The 22,980-nt window shown below is 56.9% G+C and carries 22 protein-coding genes, 4 tRNA genes and 1 pseudogene; 12 read left to right on the forward strand and 15 right to left on the reverse strand.

What is annotated here, in order from left to right:
- Nucleotides 1–183: 183 nt before the first annotated feature.
- Nucleotides 184–312, forward strand: a complete 129-nt coding sequence (locus tag JL05_RS25850) for a hypothetical protein (RefSeq protein WP_016928228.1) — start codon at nucleotides 184–186, stop codon at nucleotides 310–312.
- 62 nt (nucleotides 313–374) lie between these two features.
- Here JL05_RS25850 and JL05_RS25855 read toward each other — a convergent pair whose 3' ends face one another.
- The 5 genes from JL05_RS25855 to cho form a co-directional block, all read right to left on the reverse strand.
- Complete coding sequence (locus JL05_RS25855) at nucleotides 375–506, reverse strand: hypothetical protein (RefSeq protein ID WP_015377413.1); 132 nt, start codon at nucleotides 504–506, stop codon at nucleotides 375–377.
- Nucleotides 507–575: 69 nt separating this feature from the next.
- A complete protein-coding gene (locus JL05_RS19305) occupies nucleotides 576–1,079 on the reverse strand; it encodes a YlaC family protein (protein WP_016928229.1) in 504 nt (167 codons plus the stop codon).
- Between the two features lie 123 nt (nucleotides 1,080–1,202).
- A complete protein-coding gene (locus tag JL05_RS19310) occupies nucleotides 1,203–1,502 on the reverse strand; it encodes a sigma-S stabilization anti-adapter protein IraP (protein ID WP_016928230.1) in 300 nt (99 codons plus the stop codon).
- 185 nt (nucleotides 1,503–1,687) lie between these two features.
- Nucleotides 1,688–1,784 (reverse strand) — tRNA-OTHER (locus JL05_RS19315).
- 112 nt (nucleotides 1,785–1,896) lie between these two features.
- Nucleotides 1,897–2,745 carry an excinuclease Cho gene (cho, locus tag JL05_RS19320; RefSeq protein WP_033633378.1) on the reverse strand — a complete coding sequence of 283 codons (849 nt, stop codon included), beginning with the start codon at nucleotides 2,743–2,745 and terminating at the stop codon, nucleotides 1,897–1,899.
- Nucleotides 2,746–2,976: 231 nt separating this feature from the next.
- Here cho and etsA point away from each other — a divergent pair, with 231 nt between their 5' ends.
- The 6 genes from etsA to JL05_RS19350 all read left to right on the forward strand — a co-directional run bounded on the left by etsA (nucleotide 2,977) and on the right by JL05_RS19350 (nucleotide 10,028).
- Nucleotides 2,977–4,167 (forward strand): macrolide efflux RND transporter periplasmic adaptor subunit EtsA, encoded by a 1,191-nt coding sequence (gene etsA / locus JL05_RS19325; RefSeq protein WP_457852709.1) that lies wholly within the window; start codon nucleotides 2,977–2,979, stop codon nucleotides 4,165–4,167.
- Nucleotides 4,164–6,101: a MacB family efflux pump subunit gene (locus JL05_RS19330; RefSeq protein ID WP_033633379.1), complete on the forward strand. Its 1,938-nt coding sequence runs from the start codon at nucleotides 4,164–4,166 to the stop codon at nucleotides 6,099–6,101. Before etsA ends, JL05_RS19330 begins: the two co-directional genes overlap by 4 nt.
- Nucleotides 6,102–6,104: 3 nt before the next feature.
- Nucleotides 6,105–7,472: a macrolide efflux RND transporter outer membrane subunit EtsC gene (etsC, locus tag JL05_RS19335; protein WP_033633380.1), complete on the forward strand. Its 1,368-nt coding sequence runs from the start codon at nucleotides 6,105–6,107 to the stop codon at nucleotides 7,470–7,472.
- A gap of 414 nt (nucleotides 7,473–7,886) precedes the next feature.
- Complete coding sequence (gene proP / locus JL05_RS19340; RefSeq protein WP_015377406.1) at nucleotides 7,887–9,389, forward strand: glycine betaine/L-proline transporter ProP; 1,503 nt, start codon at nucleotides 7,887–7,889, stop codon at nucleotides 9,387–9,389.
- Nucleotides 9,390–9,524: 135 nt separating this feature from the next.
- Nucleotides 9,525–9,662, forward strand: a complete 138-nt coding sequence (locus tag JL05_RS25460) for a hypothetical protein (RefSeq protein ID WP_162180462.1) — start codon at nucleotides 9,525–9,527, stop codon at nucleotides 9,660–9,662.
- A 96-nt stretch (nucleotides 9,663–9,758) separates the two neighbouring features.
- Nucleotides 9,759–10,028 carry a hypothetical protein gene (locus tag JL05_RS19350; protein ID WP_033633383.1) on the forward strand — a complete coding sequence of 90 codons (270 nt, stop codon included), beginning with the start codon at nucleotides 9,759–9,761 and terminating at the stop codon, nucleotides 10,026–10,028.
- A gap of 57 nt (nucleotides 10,029–10,085) precedes the next feature.
- Here JL05_RS19350 and JL05_RS19355 read toward each other — a convergent pair whose 3' ends face one another.
- From JL05_RS19355 to JL05_RS19365, 3 genes are all read right to left on the reverse strand, one after another.
- Complete coding sequence (locus JL05_RS19355; protein WP_033633384.1) at nucleotides 10,086–10,637, reverse strand: hypothetical protein; 552 nt, start codon at nucleotides 10,635–10,637, stop codon at nucleotides 10,086–10,088.
- A complete protein-coding gene (locus JL05_RS19360) occupies nucleotides 10,603–10,884 on the reverse strand; it encodes a hypothetical protein (protein ID WP_033633385.1) in 282 nt (93 codons plus the stop codon). Before JL05_RS19360 ends, JL05_RS19355 begins: the two co-directional genes overlap by 35 nt.
- 141 nt (nucleotides 10,885–11,025) lie before the next feature.
- A complete protein-coding gene (locus tag JL05_RS19365; RefSeq protein WP_004927931.1) occupies nucleotides 11,026–11,478 on the reverse strand; it encodes a PaaI family thioesterase in 453 nt (150 codons plus the stop codon).
- Nucleotides 11,479–11,715: 237 nt separating this feature from the next.
- Here JL05_RS19365 and JL05_RS19370 point away from each other — a divergent pair, with 237 nt between their 5' ends.
- Nucleotides 11,716–13,056, forward strand: coding sequence for an anaerobic C4-dicarboxylate transporter (locus JL05_RS19370; protein WP_004927934.1), 1,341 nt, complete (start codon nucleotides 11,716–11,718; stop codon nucleotides 13,054–13,056).
- A 178-nt stretch (nucleotides 13,057–13,234) separates the two neighbouring features.
- On the opposite strand, the gene JL05_RS19375 is transcribed toward JL05_RS19370, so the two are convergent.
- From JL05_RS19375 to JL05_RS19385, 3 genes are all read right to left on the reverse strand, one after another.
- Nucleotides 13,235–13,320 (reverse strand) — tRNA-Leu (locus JL05_RS19375).
- Nucleotides 13,321–13,330: 10 nt separating this feature from the next.
- Nucleotides 13,331–13,404, reverse strand: a tRNA-Cys gene (locus JL05_RS19380).
- 548 nt (nucleotides 13,405–13,952) lie between these two features.
- Entirely contained in the window at nucleotides 13,953–14,846 is an 894-nt protein-coding gene (locus JL05_RS19385) for a LysR family transcriptional regulator (RefSeq protein WP_033633387.1), read from the reverse strand.
- Nucleotides 14,847–14,950: 104 nt separating this feature from the next.
- Between JL05_RS19385 and JL05_RS25670 the strand changes: the two genes are divergently transcribed.
- The 3 genes and pseudogenes from JL05_RS25670 to JL05_RS25885 all read left to right on the forward strand — a co-directional run.
- Nucleotides 14,951–16,114, forward strand: coding sequence for an isochorismatase family protein (locus JL05_RS25670; RefSeq protein WP_202963932.1), 1,164 nt, complete (start codon nucleotides 14,951–14,953; stop codon nucleotides 16,112–16,114).
- A gap of 107 nt (nucleotides 16,115–16,221) precedes the next feature.
- A complete protein-coding gene (locus JL05_RS19395; protein WP_033633388.1) occupies nucleotides 16,222–18,282 on the forward strand; it encodes a DUF4132 domain-containing protein in 2,061 nt (686 codons plus the stop codon).
- A 78-nt stretch (nucleotides 18,283–18,360) separates the two neighbouring features.
- Nucleotides 18,361–18,518 (forward strand): annotated as a pseudogene (locus JL05_RS25885) (MFS transporter); the annotation flags it as partial.
- Nucleotides 18,519–18,665: 147 nt separating this feature from the next.
- Here JL05_RS25885 and JL05_RS19400 read toward each other — a convergent pair.
- The 4 genes from JL05_RS19400 to uvrY form a co-directional block, all read right to left on the reverse strand.
- Nucleotides 18,666–18,741: transfer RNA gene (locus tag JL05_RS19400), tRNA-Gly, on the reverse strand.
- A gap of 144 nt (nucleotides 18,742–18,885) precedes the next feature.
- Complete coding sequence (pgsA, locus tag JL05_RS19405) at nucleotides 18,886–19,434, reverse strand: CDP-diacylglycerol--glycerol-3-phosphate 3-phosphatidyltransferase (protein WP_004927937.1); 549 nt, start codon at nucleotides 19,432–19,434, stop codon at nucleotides 18,886–18,888.
- A gap of 58 nt (nucleotides 19,435–19,492) precedes the next feature.
- On the reverse strand, nucleotides 19,493–21,325 hold the full coding sequence (gene uvrC, locus JL05_RS19410; RefSeq protein ID WP_033633389.1) for an excinuclease ABC subunit UvrC: 1,833 nt from the start codon (nucleotides 21,323–21,325) through the stop codon (nucleotides 19,493–19,495).
- Nucleotides 21,318–21,974 (reverse strand): UvrY/SirA/GacA family response regulator transcription factor, encoded by a 657-nt coding sequence (gene uvrY / locus JL05_RS19415; RefSeq protein WP_004927947.1) that lies wholly within the window; start codon nucleotides 21,972–21,974, stop codon nucleotides 21,318–21,320. The genes uvrC and uvrY overlap by 8 nt, the downstream gene beginning before the upstream one ends.
- Nucleotides 21,975–22,679: 705 nt before the next feature.
- Between uvrY and JL05_RS19420 the strand changes: the two genes are divergently transcribed.
- A complete protein-coding gene (locus JL05_RS19420; RefSeq protein WP_004927950.1) occupies nucleotides 22,680–22,904 on the forward strand; it encodes a DUF2594 family protein in 225 nt (74 codons plus the stop codon).
- Nucleotides 22,905–22,980 lie beyond the last annotated feature (76 nt).

The following is a 22,980-nucleotide window of genomic DNA, read 5'->3' on the forward strand; positions in this document are numbered from 1 at the left end:
TCATGATGCATGAAATAGCGCGTCGCTGAACGATATCCCTTTGATATAAAAACCTAACAGCGGCGTCCATAGGGATTAAGGATGTGAACGGCAAGACTCGATTTCTTTCGGTGATGATGCTCATGGCGCTGGGCGTAGCGGCAGCCGATCTCAGCATCGCCGGTTTGGTCCATAGACTTTTAATTGGATAATTTCAACGTGACGCAGCAGGAACAAGAAAAAGACATTCTGGGGAAAATACTGGTGACGGTGTCCGCGCTTTGCCTGATTCTGGTGGCGGCGTTCCTGATCTGGGGATTCGTGCTGGATTGACGCCGCGCGACGCTCAGACATAAAAAAAACCGCCGCGGCGGTTTTTTTTATGGGTCAGGCGATCAGATCTTGCAACCTTCGCAGTCCGCTTCGTCTTCGAGGAACTCGGGGACCTCTTTTACCTTCTGCGCCGCTTTTTCTTCGGCTTTCGCCAGTTCGGCATCGATATCAAAATCGAAAATATCATCACTCATCGCTTGGTCCTCATTCTGCTTCGCGTTCAAACGCTGAGTATAATCGACAAGCCGCCGGCCGGAAACCTTTCAGTTTGCCGCCGCCAGCTGAGGTGTTTCATCCTGCGGCTTTTTTCCGTAGGCCATGTCGTACACGTCGTAGAAGTCGATTTCGCCCTTGTTACCGATGATAACCCGCATCTTCTGTTTCAGCGCGGCACCGATAGAGGGCTCATCCAGCAGTTGCTGCACCGCATAAGGCGACAGCGCACGGGTGAAGTACCACTCGCCGTTGTAGCAAACTCGCAGATCCAGCACCCCGATGTCCTCGAAGCGGTACACCGGCCGGATCTCGATCAGCAGCATGGCGAACATGAACAGCACGAAAGCGGTGAAGCCCAGGAAGGCATATATCCCCATGTACGGCACCTGATACATCACGGCGATCACCGCGAAATAACCGGCAAACATGGCAAGGCACAGATAGCGGTGAGTGCGGGCGAATTCGCTGTTGAAGCGCGGCTTGCCGTCCCGCCCTTCACGCCGATTGATCTGTTCAATCTCTTTAACCAAGATGCTTTTAATCGCGTCCATCGTTACAACCTTATGCTGGAAACAGCATTGCCATCAAATCTCACCGCTAAAAGTAACACAAGTACAGTTTTGCCGGGTAGATCAGTTAGCCAACTTAATGGCGGCAACTGTTATAGTTCGGCTTCAGCGCGGCTGGGCGGCTTTGCCTTGCGCAAACATGAACATGCGCTGGGCGACGTCGTCGGCCTGTTTGATTTTTTGCTTTTGCGGTTCGTTGCTGCGTTGAATGGCGCGGGCGTAAGCGATTTCATGGGCCTGATCGATCATCGCGATGATCCGGTCACGCTCGGTCTTCTCCATATTGCCCAACATGGTGGTGATAATCGCCTGGTAAGCGTTGGACGCGGCGCTCAGCGCTTTCTCTCTCGCCTCAAGGGCGGCGACGCGTTGCAAGAGCTCCTGCAGTTGCTCGGAGTGAGACATATCGACCTCCTGTTGCCGGGCAGCAAGCCTGCCTGATTACAGTTTAGCAAAGGATCGAAAGAGAAAGAGGAAGGAAAGCCAGCGGTTACGGTAAAGCACACCCGAAAATCCCAACGAGGAGCCGATAGTGCAAATCAACCCGGGTGCGCTTTACGATAAGCGCGGTGAGATGAAGGAAAGAAAGCTGGCGCGCTATGCAGGACTCGAACCCGCGTCTATCAATTTTCAAGCCAAAACAAGCCATTATAAAACCAATCACTCTGCCAACTGAGTTAATAGCGCGTTCCTTCGCTTCGGGGCGCCATTATCCATAACAACATTATGGACTCAAGCTTTTTCAGCATAATGCCCTGAATTTACAGATAAGTCTTAGGTTATCGATAGCGTTATGGCATTACGGCAGCTCAATAATCCGATAATCGCCGGCCATGAGCGGCTTGCACAAAATCTTGTAGCCATCGCTATCAAAATGGCTGGCCGCACTCTGGAGCCGCTGCGCCTGCGCCAGATTGCCGACCGAGCCCAGATAAAACCAATTGTGTATCACATGGTACTGACGCAGCGTCTCGCCCTGCTCCTCCAGCGCCACACGCCCGGCGAACGGCCAACAGGCGATGCGCAACTGCTCAAGCGCCGCGCTGAGCCGCAGAGCATGTTCCTGCGCCGACTCCAGGCCACAGCAGGCGCCGGCGCACTTGCGCAGGCTGTAACGGAAACAGGCTCGCCCGGCGGGCAGCTTGTCGATCCCCAGCTTGCCGTAACACAATCGATGCTCGTCGGCGATGGCGCGCAGCTTTTCCAGCGCGGCGTGGCGATTGGCAAACAGCCCGTAGAGATCGGGCGTGACGGCGAAGTCGATCTCTTTGGCGTGAGCAATCGTCACCGCATCAGCCTGTAAACGCAACGCGCACAGCTGCTTCGAGCGCCGCAGGCGTTTGTTGAACAGCGGCTGTTGTTGTTTGATCAACTGCGCCTCCAGCAGCAGTGCCCCCAACTCGCCGGCGGTCTCGACAAAGCTGATACGCCGGGTTTGGCGCAGCATTTTTGCCTCCTCCTGCGCGCGAAAATGCGCCATCACCCGGCTGCGTATATTGACGCTTTTACCGATGTAAAGCGGTAGGCTTTCGCTCTCGCCGTGGAACATATAGACGCCGGGGCCCTTGGGCAACGGTGCCAAGCAGGCGCGCAGGTGCTCCGGGTATTGATAAATGTCGAGTTCCGGCTCGAGGCGGTTTGGCATCATGGCGGTGGTATTATCCTGCTGATGAATGAGTACTGGTTTTTTACCCAGTATAACGCCCAACGCAGCCGGTTGCACACCCGGCGGATAATAACTCACCGTGATCTTTAGCGGGAAAGCCTTTACTATCCCCTTTCCAGCGGGAAAGCGCCTCACGTTTAGCGCCAGTTCAAGCTGGCGCTGCCATGATGGCAGACTGGAACCGCCGCTTTTATCGTTATGGAAAACCTGGGTATGTCATCACTGAAACTCCCCTCCCGCCGTCTGGCGTTGATCGCCGCCATCGTTTTCATCGCCGTCGCCGTCGCGCTGGCCATCTTTTGGCAACGCCCGCCGCAGCAGGATTACGTTACCGCGCCGGCCCGCCTGGGCGATATCGAAAACGCCGTGCTGGCCACCGGGCGGCTGGATGCCATCGAACGCGTCAACGTCGGCGCCCGCGTCTCCGGCGAAGTCAAATCGCTGAAGGTCAAGCTGGGCGATCGCGTCACCAAAGGGCAACCGATCGCCGACATCGACGATCAGCAACAGCGCAACGATCTGCGCAACGCCGAGGCGGCGCTGAACGTAGTCAAAGCCAATATGTTAGCCAAACAGGCCTTGCTGAAACAGGCGGAGTCGCGTTTCAAACGCCAGCGCCGCATGCTGAACGACGAAGCCAGTTCGCGGGAAGACTTCGAAACCGCCGAAGCCTCACTCGCCACCACTCGCGCCGATCTGCAGGCGCTCAATGCGCAGTTGGTGCAATCGCAGATCGAAGTCGACAAGAAAAAAATCGATCTGGGCTATACCCGCGTGGTCGCGCCGATGGACGGCATCGTCATCGCCGTGGTGACGCAGCAGGGGCAAACGGTCAACTCCAGCCAAAGCGCGCCGACCATCGTCAAGCTGGCGCGGTTGGATATGATGACCATCAAGGCGCAGATCTCCGAAGCCGACATCACCCGCATTTCACCGGGGCAAAAGGCGTACTTCACGATTTTCTCCGATCCGGATAAACGGTACGACGCCACGCTGCGCACCATCGAGCTGGCGCCGGAATCGGTGATGAAAGACGACTCGCTCGCCGGCACCAGCTCCGCGTCTGGTTCCGGCACCTCGAACGCCTCGGTTTATTACAACGCGCTGCTGGACGTACCCAACCCGGAGAACCGCCTGCGCATCGCCATGACCGCGCAGGTTTCCTTACTGCTTGGCGACGCGAAGAACACCCTGCTGGTGCCGATCCAGGCAGTGCATAAAACCGAAGGAAAAGTGCAGCAGGTGCAGGTGCTGACTCAGGATCAGCGGCTGGAAACGCGCGAAGTGACCACCGGCATCACCAACAACGTCGATATTCAGATCCTCAGCGGCCTGAAAGCCGGTGAAACCGTGGTGCTGTCGCAGCCCGCCGCCAAGTCGGCTGAGGATGGCATCTTCCTGTGAACGCGATCATCGAGCTAAAAGGCATCAGTCGAACCTACACCAACGGCGGTCAGGCGCTGACGGTGTTGAAAGACATCGATTTGACCATCGCCGCTGGCGAGCTGGTGGCGATCATCGGCGCCTCGGGTTCCGGCAAATCGACGCTGATGAACATCATGGGCTGCCTCGACGTGCCGGATCGCGGCGACTACTACATCAGCGGCCAGAACGCCGCCCACCTGTCGCCGGACGAACTGGCCCGCCTGCGCCGCGAGCATATCGGCTTTATCTTCCAGCGTTACCACCTGATGCCCGATCTCAGCGCGCTGGGCAACGTCGAAATTCCGGCCATCTACGCCAACGCCCGGCGCGATCAGCGGCGGCTGCGGGCGGCGCAACTGCTGGCGCGGTTAGGCCTGGAGGGTCGCGAAGACCACAAGCCCGGCCAGCTTTCCGGCGGCCAGCAGCAGCGCGTCAGCATCGCCCGCTCGCTGATCAACGGCGGCGAAATTATCCTGGCGGACGAACCGACCGGCGCGCTGGACACCCAATCCGGCCAGGAAGTGCTGGCGATCCTGAGCGAGCTGAATCAGCGCGGCCACACCGTGGTTATCGTGACCCACGATATGAACGTGGCGCAGCATGCGCACCGCGTCATCGAGCTGCGAGACGGCGAGATCATCGCTGACAGCGGCCGCCAATCGGCGCCCGCCACCGCGCTGTCGCCGCCGAACCGCAGTCGGCAAAGCGGCTGGCAAAGCCTGATTGACCGCACCCGCGAATCGCTGCACATGGCGCTAAAAGCGATGAACGCCCACCGCCTGCGCACCGCGCTGACCATGACCGGGATTATCTTCGGCATCGCCGCCGTGGTTACGGTGGTGGCGCTGGGCGAAGGCGCCAAGCAGCGCACGCTGGAGAATATCAAGGGGCTCGGCACCAACGTGGTGAGCATCTATCCGGGGCGCGACTTCTTCGACGACGCCATCGACAGCATCCGCACCCTGGTGCCGGCCGACGCCGACGCCCTGGCGCAACAAAGCTTCGTCGACAGCGTCAGCCCGGAGGTCAGCGCGTCCGACAGCATCCGTTTTCGCAGCAAATCCGCCACCGCCTCGATCACCGGCGTCGGGCGCGACTATTTCCGCGTCAACGGCATCACGCTGGTGCAAGGCGCCACCTTCCGCGACGATCGCAACGCGCTGCAGGAAGTGATCATCGACGACAACGCGCGCCAGGCGCTGTTCGGCGATTTTGGCGTCGAGCCGCTCGGCCAGATCGTGTTTCTCGGCTCGGTGCCGGCGCGGGTGGTCGGCGTCGCCAAAAGCGAACGCAACTATGCGCCTAACCGCATCAGCGTCTGGATGCCCTACAGCACGGTGATGTACCGTATGGTCGGCAAGACCACGCTCGGCGGCATCACCGTGCGCCTGAAGGACGACGTCGCCAGCGAAGCCGCCGTCAGCGCCATCACGCAGTTGCTGACCCAACGCCATGGCGTCAAGGATTTCATGACGTTCAACCGCGATCAGTTCCGTAAATCGATCGAACGCACCTCGATGACGCTCAGCCTGCTGATCCTGATGGTGGCCTCGATCTCGCTGGTGATCGGCAGCCTGGGCGTAATGAACATCATGCTGGTCTCGGTAACCGAGCGCACCCACGAGATCGGCGTGCGCATGGCGGTCGGCGCGCGGCGCGGCGATATCATGCAACAGTTCATGATCGAGGCGGTGCTGGTCTGTCTGATCGGCGGCATTTTGGGCATCGCGCTGTCGTTCGCCGCCGGTTCGCTGTTCACCACGCTGGCGGGCGGCATGTTCACCGCCATCTATTCCTGGCAAGCCGCCGCGACGGCGTTTTTCTGTTCAACCTTAATCGGCATGATCTTCGGTTATCTCCCCGCCCGTAAAGCGGCAAGGATGGATCCGGTCGTTTCATTGGCCAGCGAGTAACCCATGAAAATTATCTCTCCCCTGGCGTTAAGCCTCGCCGCCCTGCTCACCGCCGGCTGCGGCAACGCCCTGAAAAGCGACTACCGGGCGCCGCAGATCAACTATCCTGCAGGGTGGCAGCACACCGCCGAAAACGCCACGCCGACGCCGTTCGACTGGCGTGATTTCCACGATCCTGAGCTCGATCGCTGGCTGCAACAGGTGATGGCCAGCAACAACGATCTGGCCGTCGCCGTGCTGCGCGTCTACCGCGCGCGGCTCGAGGCGGAACGCGTCGGCATCAGCACCGCGCCTGACGTCAGCGCCTCATTAGGCAGCAGCATTAATCGCCCGCTGTCCGAGTCCTCCTCGTGGAATAAAACCAGCAACGCGTCGCTCACCACCAGCTATGAGGTCGATCTGTGGGGCAAGCTGGCGCGCCAGCGCGACGCCGCCGAGTGGGCCAGCCAGGCTTCCGAGCAGGATCTGCAAACGGCGCGCCTGACGCTGCTGGCCGACGCCGCCACGAATTACTGGCGCATCGGCTTCCTCAATCAGCAGATCGACGTCAGCCGGGCGAGCATCGCCTATGCCAAAACGACGCTACGGCTGGCCAACGCCCGTTATCAGGCCGGCAGCATCTCGGCGCTGGACGTGGTGAACGCGGAGCAAAGCTTGCTGGCGCAGGAAAGCCGACTGCTGGCGTTGCAGCACGAACGCCAACAGGCGCTGAACGAACAGGCGGTGCTGCTGGGTGCGCCTTCGGGCCAGGCCACTATCGCGCCCGCACGCCTGCCGACGGCGGCGATGCCGCAGATCAACACCGGCATTCCCGCCAGCGTCTTGAGCCGCCGCCCGGATCTCAGCGCTAAAGAGCTGCGGTTGCGCGCCGCCCTGGCCAACGTCGACGAGAAACGGCTGCAATACTATCCCGCGTTCAGCCTGACCGGCTCGCTGGGTGCCAGCAGCAGCGCGCTGCTGGAATTCCTGCGCAACCCGACGGGCAGCCTCAGCGCCGGCCTGACGCTGCCGTTCCTGCAGTGGCGGCAAATGGGCGTGGAGATCAAGATCGCCCGCAACGATTATGAACAGCAGGTGCTGGCGTTCAAACAGGCGCTGTACAAGGCGATGGGCGATGTGAACAACGCCCTGTCATTGCGTACGCAGCTGCTGGCGCAGGAGACGCAGTTGCGCGCTTCATTGGCGCTGGCGCGCAAATCGGAGCGGCTGAACGAGGTGCGCTACCGGCAGGGTGCCGTCACCATTACCGACTGGCTAAACGCTCAGGAGCAACGCCGTCAGGCGGAACTGGCGGTAGACGAAAACCGCTTCGCGCAGTACCAGAACCTGGCGAAAATCTATCTGGAGTTCGGCGGTTCGTCGGCGCCCTAATCCAAACTGCCTGGCCAGTTGGTCAGGCGTTTTTTTAGCGACGAACACATCAATTTTTCCTGTTTTATCTCCCGTACTCTCTATACTTGAAACATCATCAATCAGACGAAAAACCGTCAAATAGAACAATTATTAGACTATTCTCGCACCAAATCGGTGCAAATACTTAAGTTAAACTGCTGAATTTGATCGCCGCAAGATATAACGTTAAGCTATAGATGCAAAATAATTAGTCACCTAAATGACATAACCTTGGCATAAACGACGATATTTTGTGATCCACATCCCAACTTAAATGTGGATAATGAATCGTTTTGAATCGCGATTCGATTAGCCGATTTGATAACTCGAAAACAACAGTGAACGGAGATGACGCTTTCACGAACAACGAATAATTCATTAAGGGATGATTATATGAAGTTAAGAAAAAAACGACATAAACCGATGCACATTAACGACATCACCATCATCGATGACAGCAAACTCAAGAAGGCGATCACCGCGGCGGCCCTGGGCAACGCGATGGAGTGGTTCGACTTCGGCGTATACGGCTTTGTCGCCTATGCGCTTGGCCAGGTCTTCTTCCCCGGCGCCTCTCCCGGCGTGCAAATGATCGCCGCGCTGGCGACCTTCTCCGTGCCCTTCCTGGTGCGTCCGCTCGGCGGCCTGTTCTTCGGCGCTATGGGCGACAAGTTCGGCCGGCAAAAAGTTCTCTCGGTCACCATTATCATCATGGCGGTCAGCACCTTCTGTATCGGCCTGATCCCATCCTATGCGTCGATCGGCATCTGGGCCCCGATCCTGCTGCTGCTGGCCAAACTGGCGCAGGGCTTCTCCGTCGGCGGTGAATATTCCGGCGCGGCGATCTTCGTCGCCGAGTACTCGCCGGACCGCAAACGCGGGTTTATGGGGAGCTGGCTGGATTTCGGCTCCATCGCCGGCTTTGTGATGGGCGCAGGCGTAGTGGTGCTGATCTCCAGCATCGTCGGCGAAGCCAACTTCCTCGACTGGGGCTGGCGCATTCCGTTCTTCATCGCCGCGCCGCTGGGCCTGATCGGTCTCTATCTGCGCCATGCGCTGGAAGAAACCCCGGCGTTCCAGCAGCACGTGGATAAGATGGAGAAAGAGGATCGCAACGCCATCGAAAATCCGCCGAAAACCTCGTTCAAAGAGATCGCGGCCAAACACTGGAAAAGTTTGCTGGTGTGCGTCGGTATCGTGATTTCCACCAACGTGACCTATTACATGCTGTTGACCTACATGCCGAGTTACCTGTCGCATAACCTGCACTACTCGGAGGATCACGGCGTTCTGATCATCATCGCCATCATGATCGGCATGCTGTTCGTGCAGCCGGTGATCGGCCTGACCAGCGACCGTATCGGCCGTAAGCCGTTCATCATCGGCGGCAGCATCGGCCTGTTGGCGCTGGCGATCCCGTGCTTCATTTTGATCAACAGCAACGTCATCGGCCTGATCTTCGTCGGTCTGCTGGTGCTGGCGGTCCTGCTCAACTCCTTCACCGGGGTGATGGCCTCGATTCTGCCGGCAATGTTCCCGACGCACATCCGCTACAGCGCGCTGGCGATTTCGTTCAACATTTCGGTACTGATCGCCGGTGCAACACCGACCGTCGCTGCCTGGCTGGTCGAAGCGACCGGCAACCTGTACATGCCGGCCTACTACCTGATGGTTGTGGCGGTGATCGGTCTTATCACCGGTCTGTACATGAAAGAGACCGCCAACAAGCCGCTGCGCGGCGCGACGCCGGCCGCTTCTGACCGTACCGAAGCGAAAGAACTGCTGCAGGAGACCTACGACAACATCGAACAGAAAGTCGAGGACATCAACGCGCAGATCGCCGAGCTGGAAAAGAAAAAGCAGATCCTGATAGACCAGCACCCCAAGCTGGACTGATCGCCGCTGAAAGCCACCCGTTTGGGTGGCTTTTTTACTTTGATTTCAAAAGAAATAATGCGCAGCGCATTTTTATGACAATCAGGATTGGTGGTACGTTTTGCCGTACACTCTTTATTGATGAAGAACATGATCATGAGCAAAATGAACCTTCCCATCATCATCGGTATCCTGGTGATGCTGACCCTGTGGCTCGGCGCGCTTTTCAACATTGGCGATATCACCTTCAGCATTTCACGTCTGTTTCACTGGATTGAAAGCCAACGCGGCTAACCCGACGACGCCGCAGGCGGTGGGAAACTTCGGCTATGATTGATAGACGTTACGCCATTTTCCGAGACTGTCGCTCGCGATAAAGAGGACCGCATCATGACCGACTATGAGTTCTACAATCAGATCCTGACCCGCCTGGCCGCCAATCACCCCGGCACGCTGGATGAAAAAACCTACGAACTGTGGAAGCAGGACGCCACCAGCCCGCACGCCTTCGCCGATCCCTTCGCCTATCTTAAAACCAAGGGGCTGATACAAGCCTATGTGATGAGCGACATCGACGAGAACAACTATGATATCGATCCGCACCAAACGCGGATCACCACCGCCGGTCTCGAGTTCATACGCAACGGCGGGTTTAAGTAAGCAACAAAAAACCGCCGGGCGGCGGTTTTTTATCCTAAAAAGCCTGCGGCCGGTGGTTCAGGCGGGGAAAGGCCGATAAAAAATGCGCAGCACTTCGTTGTCGCCCTGGCGTGAAAAACCGCCTTCCGGCTGCCAGCGCAGATCGCGCGCCAGATTGAGATTTTCCCAACCGACCGCGCCGCCCACGCCGATGCAAAGATTTTTATTGCCCGCGGCAAATCCCGCACCGGTGCCGATCATGGCATGCAGCAATCGGGGCGCCGCCGCGTCGCGCATGGAAAATATACCGATAAAACATCCCTGCGGCGCGCGCAGCATATCCGCCATGGTGCGGATCTCGGTATCATCAGGGCTGACGAAATGTTTATATTGCTTATCGAACACCGTCAGCCACAGCTGCTTGTATTTCGCCTTGCTGAGCGCGCCTGAACGGTGGGCGCAAAGCACCACCGCATCCCAGCACATCTCCCCGCTCAACGAAAGGTACTCTTCCGTATCAGCTTGCGGCTTGTCGGCGTAATGCCGCGCAAACTCAGCCGCATTCAAATGCGGCGGCACGGCCTGTTTGGCAACGTCACTCTTGTAGCGCTTGAAATTCAACCAATGCATGGGGAGTATCCTCTTCACCCGCGAGATTAATGAATCTGAAACCGTGGATGAGACGAGCCATCACATCCAGGGCGTCGTCGGCGATGGCGGTTTCGTCGTCATCCAGCCCCTGCTCCACCGACCGCTCAATCGCGCTCATCACCGCCGGAGCGCTGGTTTCTTCCCCCTGCGCCACCACGTCTAATACGGCTTTGCCGATCGCCAGACAAAGCTCATGATCAAACTCAACCTCTTTATACGGCTGCATAATCACCCCGATAAATTTTCACCCAAGAATACTAGACCACAATGGCGTATCGCGCCTGCCATCGTAGCGCAGCAAGGCATGCAGCCGAAGATAAGTGCATCCGGCTCCGGGTTGATAGCCCGAAGCCCGATAAAAAGCAGGTTATTGCGGTGCTTGTTCGGTGGGGCGAATAATAAAACAAGTGGCGGTTGCCGAAGCCAGCAGCTTCCCTTCCGCCGTTTTTAGCGTGCCTTCAGCGAATGCGACGTTCTTCGCCGCATAGACCAGACGCCCCTCGGCGATCAGATCAGTTTCTTTCGGCACAGGGCGCAACATTTTAACCTGCAGATCGACGGTGCCATAGCCAATCCCCGCGCCCAGCGTACTGTGCACCGCGCAACCGGTCACCGAGTCCAAAACCGTGGCGGCGAAACCGCCATGTACGCCCCCCAGTGGATTCAGATGGCGCCCGTCGGCCCGCGCCGCGATGCGAATATACCCCTCTTCCACCGCGACCGGTTTCATGGGCACGGTTTCAGCGATCGAGGCCGGTGGGATCTTGCCAGCCATCGCAGCCTGTAATAACGCCAGCCCGGTCATTTTTGTCGGATCCATTGCTCTCTCCTCTGGTGGTAAACCGGTTATATAGGAGAGGTCTGACCTCTTAACTTGCTTTTTCGTGCTGATGTCGTCAGCCGCCTGCTCTTCAGATTCTCTGAACGTGACCGTCATCACTCTTTAGAGCTAATAACCACAATTTTTTAGCGCCTTTAGATTTAAAACAACTTTCTACTGTAAACACCGCCGGAAACTGAACGCAGTTAAGTTCAACATTATTAAGGCGTATCTATCATGGATTTCTTTCTGCAATTAGCGGTTATATTGGCATGCCTGCTGTATGGGGCGCGTAAGGGCGGCATTGCGCTGGGGTTACTGGGCGGTATCGGTTTGATGATCCTGGTGTTTGGCTTTCACCTGCAGCCCGGCAAACCGCCGGTAGACGTGATGCTGGTGATCATCGCGGTGGTGGCGGCCTCCGCCACCCTGCAGGCCTCAGGCGGGTTGGACGTCATGCTGCAGATCGCCGAGCGGATGCTGCGGCGCAACCCGCGTTATGTCTCGATCATCGCCCCCTTCGTCACCTGTATTCTCACTATCCTGTGCGGCACCGGCCATGTGGTGTACACCATCTTGCCGATCATCTATGACGTGGCGATCAAAAATAATATCCGCCCGGAACGGCCGATGGCGGCCAGTTCGATCGGCGCGCAGATGGGCATTATCGCCAGCCCGGTCTCGGTGGCGGTGGTGTCACTGGTGGCAATGCTCAGCAGCTACACCTTCAATGGCCGCCATCTGGAATTCCTCGATCTGCTGTCTATCACCATCCCTTCGACGCTGTGCGGCATTCTGGCGATCGGCATCTTCAGCTGGTTCCGCGGCAAAGACCTGGACAAAGACCCGGAGTTCCAGAAGTTCATCTCGGTGCCGGAGAACCATCGCTATGTCTACGGCGACGCCGCTACCCTGCTGGATCGGGTATTGCCGCGCAGCAACTGGATCGCCATGTGGATTTTCCTCGCCACCATCGCCCTGGTGGCGGTGCTGGGGGCCTTTTCCGGCCTGCGGCCCAGCTTCGGCGGCAAGCCGCTCTCCATGGTTCTGGTGATCCAGATGTGCATGCTGATGGCCGGGGCGTTGATCGTTATCATTACCCGCACCAACCCGGCGTCTATCTCTAAAAACGAGGTGTTCCGTTCCGGCATGATCGCCATCGTGGCGGTGTATGGCGTCGCCTGGATGGCGGAAACCATGTTCGGCGCGCACCTGGCGCAGATCGAGGCCACACTGGGTGTGTTGGTGAAAGAGTACCCTTGGGCCTATGCGCTGATCCTGCTGCTGGTGTCGAAATTCGTCAACTCGCAGGCCGCCGCACTGGCGGCGCTGGTGCCGGTGGCGCTGGCGATCGGGGTTAACCCCGCCTATATCGTCGCTTCGGCGCCGGCCTGTTACGGCTATTACATTCTGCCAACCTACCCCAGCGATCTGGCGGCAATCCAGTTCGATCGCTCCGGCACCACCCGCATCGGCCGCTTCGTGATCAACCACAGCTTTATTCTGCCAGGCCTGATCGGCGTCAGCGTCTCCTGCGTCTTCGGCTGGATCCTCGCTGCGGCGTTCGGTTTCTTATGAGTTGTACTTCGGAGCCCTGCGGGGCTCCCTGCAAACAGGATGACAATCCATGGGTATAAGGCATGACAAGACAGGAAGGAATGCGGGGGGAATACGAATTACAAAAACAAAAAAACCGCCTCTCGGCGGTCTACGACATTACTACTTATTGCTTTGATTATTCGGTATTTTTATTCCCTGGTACCCGGGGCGGGACTTGAACCCGCACAGCCATAAGCCGAGGGATTTTAAATCCCTTGTGTCTACCGATTTCACCACCCGGGCTCGGGAAAGTTGGAGGCGCGTTCCGGAGTCGAACCGGACTGGACGGATTTGCAATCCGCTACATAACCGCTTTGTTAACGCGCCTTTATTCTGTTTGCCTTTTCAGGCCAAAGCCGGTGACTCACCCACTTCGTTTTGTTCTTTTCAATCGCGATGTTGAAATCGCTTATCTTAATCATCTGATTCTTAAGTAATTTATTTCGTTACCGCCGAATCGATGGACTGCATTATGGACTAAACCCCCCACCTTGGCAACCCCCCGAAATAGCAAAAAGTTCTCTAACGCTTTCAACTGCTTATTTTGTGGGCGCACTGTTCACAATGCCAACGGAAAGGCAAGCGGAATGTTGATTTTATATGCATTGGCTCAGGGATTCACGGGCAAATCGGATCTTTTTTCTCGACAGGAATCGCTTACCCGTGCCCTCCCCGGCTTTTCATTTGCTTATGATGATGGGGTACCGGGCAAAGCATCATCATGGGGACATCGCGTAATCTTCGATGCACACGCATAGAGTCGCCGGCAACGGTGAGACAGATTATCTGCCCCGTCACACCTTCTGCTTTCCCTGACCGCAATCCCTCGCCCCTGACAGCGATTGCCGCATCGTTCGGCCGATACATCAAGCCGGCTAAAGCCGGCTACCGAGTTCGAGTAAGAAATCAACAGCCAGTCTGTTTCGGGCAGAAGCATGACGCGCCTTTTCATACACAACAGACAACGGCGCGCCAACGCTGTCAAACTCGTTCAGAACGGTGACAAGCCTGCCTGCAGCTAACGCCGGTGCCACAACGTAATGCGGCGCCTGAAGAATGCCCTGCCCACCTTCAGCCAATGCCAGCAGCACGGCGACGTGATCGCTGGCCAGTGGTCCGATAGGAAAGTGGCGATATGCTTCCCCGGATCGGGAGAATGTCCAGGTACGAAACTGGCCGCTATTGGCCATGATATAGCGTAGGCAAGCATGTTCGCCAAGATCGCCGGGGAAACTGGGTGCACCATGCTGCTGCAGATAAACCGGCGCCGCAACGGTCTGGAAACGATGTGGCGGCAAAGCGCGCGCAACCAGACGAGAATCCGGCACTTCGCCCAACATAACAGCCAGATCGAAACGTTCGGCCGTCATGTCAACATGTCGGTCGGTCAATGTCAGCTCGATATCTAGTCCCGGATGGGCAACCAGCCACTCGCTGAGTGCCGGCGCAACCACGCATTGACCAAAACTCACCGGTACACAAATCCGCAGTTTTCCGCGCCACGGTTGGGCGCTCCCCCCCAGCAGACTGCGTGCGTCCTCAATGGCCGTCATGCCTTGCCGACAAACGTCGAAGAAAACTTCACCATCGCCGGTCAATGTGATCTGCCGCGGTGAGCGGTGGAATAATTTCACGCCAAGTTCTGCTTCCAGACGCGCCACCGACTTGCTCACCGCAGAAGGCGTAATACGCAGCACACGTGCAGCGCGCGTGAAGTTACCGGCTTCGGCGGCTCTGACAAAGGTGCTGATATCACTGAATGGATCCATTCTTATTATTCCCTTAATTCACAGTAACTTTGATTATAAAGGCATTATCATTCCTGTTCATCATCCATATAGTTATTCCTCCACTAACTGATGAGGGATACAACATGTTGAAATTTACCAACGGTCTGTTTTCGCGACTATGTTTGCTTTCTACTATGGCTGTAACGGCAAGCCAAGCCGCAGCAGCTGCGACTAACTTAATACCGCAACAACAGCCGAAAGAAGAGCGTGCGGCGCTGGTCATGATCGAGTTCGTCAATGAGTGGCTGGATCCGCAAGGTAAGTTGCATGGTTTGATCCAGGACAAGCGATCGCTCGCCCGTTCCCAGGAAGCGGGCAAACGCGCCCTGGAGGCTGCTCGCCAGGCGGGGATGCCGGTCATTCACGCTACGCTGCAACTGTCGCCAGACTACCGTGAACTCGGGCGCAAACCATTTGGGCTACGCGGCGCCATCCCCAAAGCCGGCACCTGGCAAAAACAGGATAAAGGCTGGCAGTTCTATCCATCATTCGCTCCGCGATCAAATGAGTTTGTCATCAGCGGGCGTGCGGGTGCCAGCGCATTCGCCGCCTCCGATTTGGACAACTATCTGCGCGGGCAAGGCATTACCCGGCTGTACCTGGCCGGTTACGCCACCCACGTCTGCATCGAGTCCACATTACGCGCCGCACACGATCTGGGCTATGAGCCAGTGATCCTCAGCGATGCGACGGCCGCTTTCACCGCTCAGCAACAGCAACACGTTCTGAACGACGTAGTGCATCATTTTGGCTGGGCCATGATGACACAAGCGTTTATCGAAACTCTGTCTTTCGGCGATCAGACAGCGCTGAAAGCGAGATCCACCAACTCCCCGGAGCCCGCACAATCGCTGCGTCTGCTGACGGCTCCAGGCCAGAAAATCCCCGGCGTCTCCGGCGCTGCGCAAACACAGAGTGGCCTGCTGTTTCTCAGTGGCCATGTCCCAGTAACCGCTGACAACAAAGTCCCTTTAGGGCTGGAGAAGCAATTGGAATTGGCATTCAAGAATTTGAACGACACGCTGCAGCATGCAGGCAGTTCACCCGAAAATATTGTCAGAATGACGCTGTACGTGCGCAATTATCGTCCCGAACAGTTGGCCACAATTCGCAAGATCCGCGATCGTTGGCTCAAAGGGCATGAACCCGCCAGCGCCTTGATCGGCGTAGAAACTCTGTTCCGACAAGATGTGCTGGTCGAAATCGATGCGGTGGCGGTCCCCACCGCGCCTCAAACCGCAGTCTGATCCCAATCGTTGTGGTAAGTTGAAGGGCATTTTATCGCACCGCCGCTTTATTAAATGTGGCGGTGCAGTTAGCCTGCGATCGCCTCTACGATAAAAAGGATTTCATCATGCCGCACGCAACCTTATTAGCTCAGTTAAAAGCGCGGTTGGGTGAGCCGCCGGACATCAGCCCTTTCCCCCCGCAAGAACTTGGAAAACTGTGGGCGGACATTCACCGTCTGGCGAACGATGTCGAGCATCCGGAGTTCAGGACGCTGGCGTACCATATCAGGCAACAAACCAAAACGTTAGGCAAGGTTCCCGCCTTTGATAACGCTACCGCCATTGACGTTTTGCGCAACCTTGTTTGTTGGGAAGACGCGGTACTTTGCATTGCCGGCTTGACGGCATCGCCATCGCCGGCGCTGGCCACAGAGCTGCGCCGGATCCTGACTACGGGCGCCCCGCAACAAAAGGAGCCGGCCTTCTGGGCGTTACGGCGTTACGAAGCCCACGTATTGACCAGATATACCGATGATGAGATTCGCTCGCGCCTGCAGCAGGCCGTGATGACGCAGCACGCCCAGGACCCGTATGTGTTAAGTGAGTTCGCCGTGCTCTCTCGCCTCAGCCTCGCCGGCGCCCTGACGCTCTGCCAGTCGCAAACCGCCTACTATCAACCTCAGTCGCTCTACGACGACAGGAACGACATGCAGATTCTGAGCGACGAGCCTGCCTATATGGATTTCGCCCGGACCGCGTTGGAACAGGCGCTCAGGCACCTCGAAGCCATCCGGCGGGCCGAGCTACCCTATAAGGCCGACTGCGCCTTCTCAGTCGATGACGCGCATATTATTGCCCGGGCGGCTCGCATTACGGCGTGGCGAGATGAGCGCTGGTTCGGTCCGTTGATCGAACAGCTATTGCCGCAGGTTGCCGTTGCGCCCACCATGGCCAAGACCGCGCCCTCTCAGGCACTGGCCATCGCCCTGGGACATTCAATTCAGGCGGCACCCACGCCGGAAGGTGTCAAGGCACTGCGCTATACGCTAGAGTCGGTTCGTCATGCCGGGATTAAAAAGAAACTGGGGCGCAATGTAAAACCCGCAGAACGCAACCTGGCCGAACGCCCCGATATGGCGCTGAAATTAAGCGGCCAACTGCCCGCCGGGAAAAAGCAAACCGCCATGCTCGCATCTTGCCTCGAGGCCAGTATGTGGCTAGGCAGTGAGTTCACCTATCATGACTGGCATTCACAGTTGCACAACTCTCCGGCCGGCGCGCCGTTAGCGCATTCTCTGATTTGGCTGGCTCGCTGCCCGGGCCAGCCCGACCGCGTATTTGTGCCGCTGGACGGCGCTCTGGACGCTCACGGGCAGCCCCTGGACTTGCCGAATGACGCCGAGATTCTGCTGTGGCATCCGTTGATGGCGGATGAAGGTGAACGGCAGGCGTGGCGCACATTCATTATCTCACGTCGCATCGCCCAGCCGTTCCGTCAGGCCTACCGCGAGTATTACTTCCGCTCCGCCGATTTTTCCGGGTATTTACTGGCACTTCGCCCACTGTTGGGCCTTGCCCGGCAGCAAGGATGGCATATCGGCGCCGGCGGCGTGGGCCTTGCGCGCCGCTTCGGTGAGTATCAGGCGCTGTTCGCCGTGAATGCCAAACTCTATCCTGGAGCCGATGGCTGGGGAGCGTCAGGTGCATTGACGGTCAATCGGCAAATCAACGGGCAGTGGGAGCGTATCGCCCCCGAGGCTCTGCCGGCAATCACGTATTCGGAGATGTGCCGCGCCGCAGATCTGCTAATCAGCCGCACGGCGTTAGCGGAGGGCGATGCCTTGGCCTCCGGCGCTTCACCGCAACAGCGGGCGCGTCACCTGAGTTATCTGACGGAAACCTCTAACATCGCTAACCTGCGCCGTGAAACGCTACGCCACATTTTCCACCAGCCCATCGCCGCAGGCAGGCTCACCGTAGAAACAAATCATCTGCGCATCGCCGACTATGCGTTGCATCTGGCGACGGGCCGAGTCACCCGCGCCGGCGCACCGGCGGAATTACCGTCAACCCCAAAATCGGGCGGCAAGTCGCCGATCTTTTGGCTACCATACGATGAATCCATCCTGAGTACCATCGTCGACCGCGCAGAGATTTTATTGGCCGCGACAGGCAGCGCCAGCTGATATTCACCTTGCCTTCAGGCATTTCTGACCGAGCGCCCCCATCAGCGGAACGCACGCACCATCAGGTAAAGACTCCCCTACAGTTTCAGGCACGGGAGCGGTGCTTTATTTCCGGGATTGGTCGGCTATCTGGGCCAAAGCAGCGGCCCTGGGCGCCGCTATAGGCATGTTCCTGCGGCGCAGTGCTACTGATAATCCTGTTGTTACCTGAAATCAAAGGCAAGCAGTTGGAATGACAATCGGCAAAATGTTGCAGAGTCAATCAAATGATTGAAATCGTATTGAAAAAGGGGGCACGACGGCTACCGGAGGACAAAACGAAAAAGGGGCCTAAGCCCCTTTTTCTTACCTGCCGAATCATGAAGATTCAACAGGCTAATGTTTGGAGCGGGAAACGAGGCTCGAACTCGCGACCTCAACCTTGGCAAGGTTGCGCTCTACCAACTGAGCTATTCCCGCATTACCAGAACTGACTGATTTCTTTGCTATCTTTCGGCAATTCATCGTTGTCGTCTGATGCGATGCATTCTACTTACCTGACGTGATGAGTCAATAAAATTGTTGGCGCACCACGATCGTTTGCCGCTTTTTGCAGCGTATCGATCACGGTTCCAGCAAATCGTTGCGTGCCGCGTTCAAATATTGGAACATCGACCAGAAAGTCAGCACCGCCGCGATATACAACAAGCCAATCGCCACATACTCTACGGAACGATCCGGCCGCCACAGCAAGCCCACCAGCGACATCATCTGCGCCATGGTTTTCACTTTGCCGATCCAGGACACCGCCACGCTGCTGCGTTTGCCAATTTCCGCCATCCACTCGCGCAGCGACGAAATGATGATTTCACGGGCGATCATGGTGGCCGCCGGCAGCGTGATCCACCAGCTGTGGTAGTGCTCCGCCACCAGCACCAGCGCCACCGCCACCATCACTTTGTCCGCGACCGGATCCAAAAACGCCCCGAAGCGCGTCGTTTGTTTCCAGCGACGTGCCAGGAAGCCGTCAAACCAGTCGGTGACGGCGGCAAACACAAAGATAACGGCGCAAACCATCGGAGCCCAGTTGAACGGCAGATAAAACGCCAGCACAAAGAATGGGATCAGAACTACGCGAAACAGGGTAAGCCAAGTCGGTATATTCAATTGCATAATGCTACGGTAACTATCTGGCTAGAGTGGAAATTAAGAGTATGTTGCTACATTGCCCTCAGTGTTTCAATGCATTGTAGATCTTTTCTGCCAATGCTTGTGAAATACCCGGCACTTTTGCAATTTCCTCCACGCTGGCGTTCAACAAAGGTTGCAGTCCGCCCATATACTTCAACAGCACCTGGCGCCGTTTCGGCCCTACGCCTTCAATCAGCTCCAATGCGCTGGTATTCCTGACTTTCGCCCTTCTCTGCCGGTGACCGGTAATGGCATGATTGTGCGAATCGTCGCGGATGTGTTGGATCACATGCAGCGCCGGCGAATCCGGCGGCAGAGAAATCCCTTCACCTTCCGGCACGAAGAACAACGTTTCTAACCCTGCCTTGCGGTCGGCGCCTTTGGCGATGCCGATCAACAGCGGCTTATTCTTGTCCCAGGTAACATTCAGCGATTTGAATACGTCGATCGCCATGCCGAGCTGCCCTTTACCGCCGTCGATGAAGATGACATCCGGGATCTTTTTCTCTTCCAGCGCCTTGCCGTAACGGCGCTTCAGCACCTGCGTCATCGCCGCGTAGTCATCGCCAGGAGTAATGCCGCTGATATTGTAACGCCGATACTCCGCTCGCACGGGGCCGTTTCCGTCGAACACCACGCACGAAGCCACTGTCTGCTCACCCATGGTATGGCTGATATCGAAGCACTCCATACGGTTGATTTCCGTCAGGTTCAGCACTTTGGCCAATTCCGCCAGCCGCTGATGGATCGTCGACTGTTGCGACAGCCTGGTGGTCAACGCCGTTGCCGCGTTGGTGCGCGCCAGTTTCAGATAACGGGCGCGATCGCCGCGCGGTTTGCTTTGAATTTGGATCTTGCGCCCCGCCAACTCGGAGAGCGATTCCGCAAGCAGGTCTTTTTCCGGCAGGCTGAAATCCAGCAGGATCTCGCCGGGCAGCGTACGCGCCTGGCTGCCTTGCAGATAGAACTGGCCGACAAAGGTCTGCACCACCTCACCCATATCCGTGCCGCCCGGCACTTTAGGGAAATAGCTGCGGCTGCCCAGCACCTTGCCCTGACGGATGAACAGCACGTGCAGGCACGCCATACCGGCATCGAACGCCACGCCGATCACGTCCAGATCGTCGCTGTCGCCCGACACGAACTGCCGTTCGGTAACGCGGCGCACAGCCTGAATTTGATCGCGAATGCGCGCCGCTTCTTCGAAATTAAGCAGTTTGCTGGCTTCTTCCATACGCTCAATCAGCTGGTGCAATACCTGCTGATCTTTGCCAGAAAGAAACAGCCGCACGTAATCCACCTGCTGCCGGTACTCGTCTTCGCTCACCAGCCCGGCAACACAAGGCCCCAAACAGCGGCCGATCTGATACTGCAGGCACGGACGCGAACGGTTGCGATACACGCTGTTTTCGCACTGGCGGATTGGGAACAGCTTCTGCAGCAGCGCCAGCGTCTCGCGCACGGCGTAAGAGTTGGGGAAAGGCCCGAAATATTCGCCTTTGGCGTGTTTGGCGCCGCGATGCACAGCCAAACGGGGATGGGTATCCGCACTGAGAAAAATCAGCGGGTAAGATTTATCGTCTCGCAAAAGAACATTATATCGCGGTTGGTACAATTTAATGTAGTTATGTTCCAACAGCAGCGCTTCTGTCTCGGTGTGGGTAACCGTTACGTCTATTTGCGCGATATTTTTAACCAGCGTCTCGGTTTTACGGCTGCTGACCTGCTGCCGAAAATAGCTGGCGAGACGCTTTTTCAGGTCTTTGGCTTTACCGACGTAGATCACCGTACCCGTGGCGTCATACATACGGTAGACGCCGGGCTGGCTGGTGACGGTACTCAGGAAGGCTTTGGCATCAAAACGGTCATTCACTGCTTAACAACGTCTCCGCATTGAACAATCCATGTCGGATGGCCAGGTGAGTCAATTCGACGTCGCCGCTGATATTCAGTTTGCTGAACATGCGGTAACGGTAGCTGTTCACCGTTTTCGGGCTGAGACTCAGTTGCTCCGAGATCTCATTCACTTTTTTGCCTTTGGTGATCATCAACATGATCTGTAGCTCGCGTTCAGACAAGCAGCTGAACGGCGTTTCAGCCTGTGGTTCCAACTGACTCAGGGCCATCTGCTGTGCGATATCAGACGCGATATAGCGCTGCCCGGCATGCACGGAACGCAAGGCGTTAATCACTTCCTGCGGCGCGGCGCCCTTGCTCAGGTAACCGGCGGCACCCGCCTGCATCACCTTCGCGGGCAAAGGATTTTCAGTATGGATGGTCAACATGATGACTTTGACGTCGGGTGCATAACGCACAATCTTGCGCGTGGCTTCCAGCCCGCCAATGCCCGGCATATTCATGTCCATCAGCACGATATCGACAGCGTTGCCGCGGCACCATTTTACGGCGTCTTCACCGCACTGAGCCTCACCGACAACTTTTATACCTTTGATATCTTCAAGAATGCGTCGTATCCCTGCGCGCACCAGTTCGTGGTCATCAACAAGAAGAACGCTAATCAAGGAAAAATCTCCAAAAAAAGGGAGTAACGCAATCGGCCTCTGTTTTCGCCAGAGATATTACTTGTTTTTCAGACAAGAATGAACACAGATTAATACATACTTCCGAATAACTTTGCGGAGCAGAGCTGATTTTTCAATTTTAGCCGTCTATGCCGCCGATAAATCGTCACGTCGGAAAAGATCGGGCGACGAAAATAATTTCGTCGCGCTGCGTCTGACACAGGATAGCGCGACAATCATGCCGCGAGGGAGAAATCTGTGTAAGCAATCACGACATGAATAATATTAACACGGCTGTTGGCTGTTTGTAATCATTTGATATTTAAAGGCGTAACAAAATCCGCGGCCAACGTGGGTCCGGCAACCCTCGGTCGAAACTATTATTCCCGGCAAACGCCGGTAAAATCGGCGCCTCCGCCCCCCAGTAATTATAATAACCCCGATTGTTCAACAATAACGTACCGGAAAAATACTTGTTAACCACCTCGAAATAACTTGCCGAGAGTAGATGATTCAGACAGGCAACGAGCGAACGTTGCCCACCCGCGAGACCTGAGCAAGCCCGGTGCAGATGACAGACTCATGCTATGCTATACTCCGCGCCCAGTTAAATTCGCCGCCGCGCCCGGGGCTACTTTTTAGCCCGCGCGCGGTGCGCCAAAGCAGCTTGTATCAGGCTACGGCCTCAAAAAATCAGGAGAGAAAATGAGCAACGTTGATTTCACTACGTCTGCAAACCCGGAAATCTTGGCGACCGAGGTTGCCTGCCTCAAAGCTACGCTGACGCTGATCTTGAAGTCGATCGGCCAGGCCGACGCCGGGAAAGTCATCATCAACATGGAACGTTTCATCGCGCAGATTGAAGATCCGACTCAGGCAGAAATCTTCAAGAACAGCATTCAGCAAATAAAGCACGCTTACCGTCAGTAAGCGTTGCGCCCCAGACCCGCACTTCTTGTGGGTCTGCTTTTCACCACGCTACGCCACACCCCATTGATCTTGCACG

The sequence above is a fragment of the Serratia nematodiphila DZ0503SBS1 genome, from assembly GCF_000738675.1.
Taxonomy (GTDB): domain Bacteria; phylum Pseudomonadota; class Gammaproteobacteria; order Enterobacterales; family Enterobacteriaceae; genus Serratia; species Serratia nematodiphila.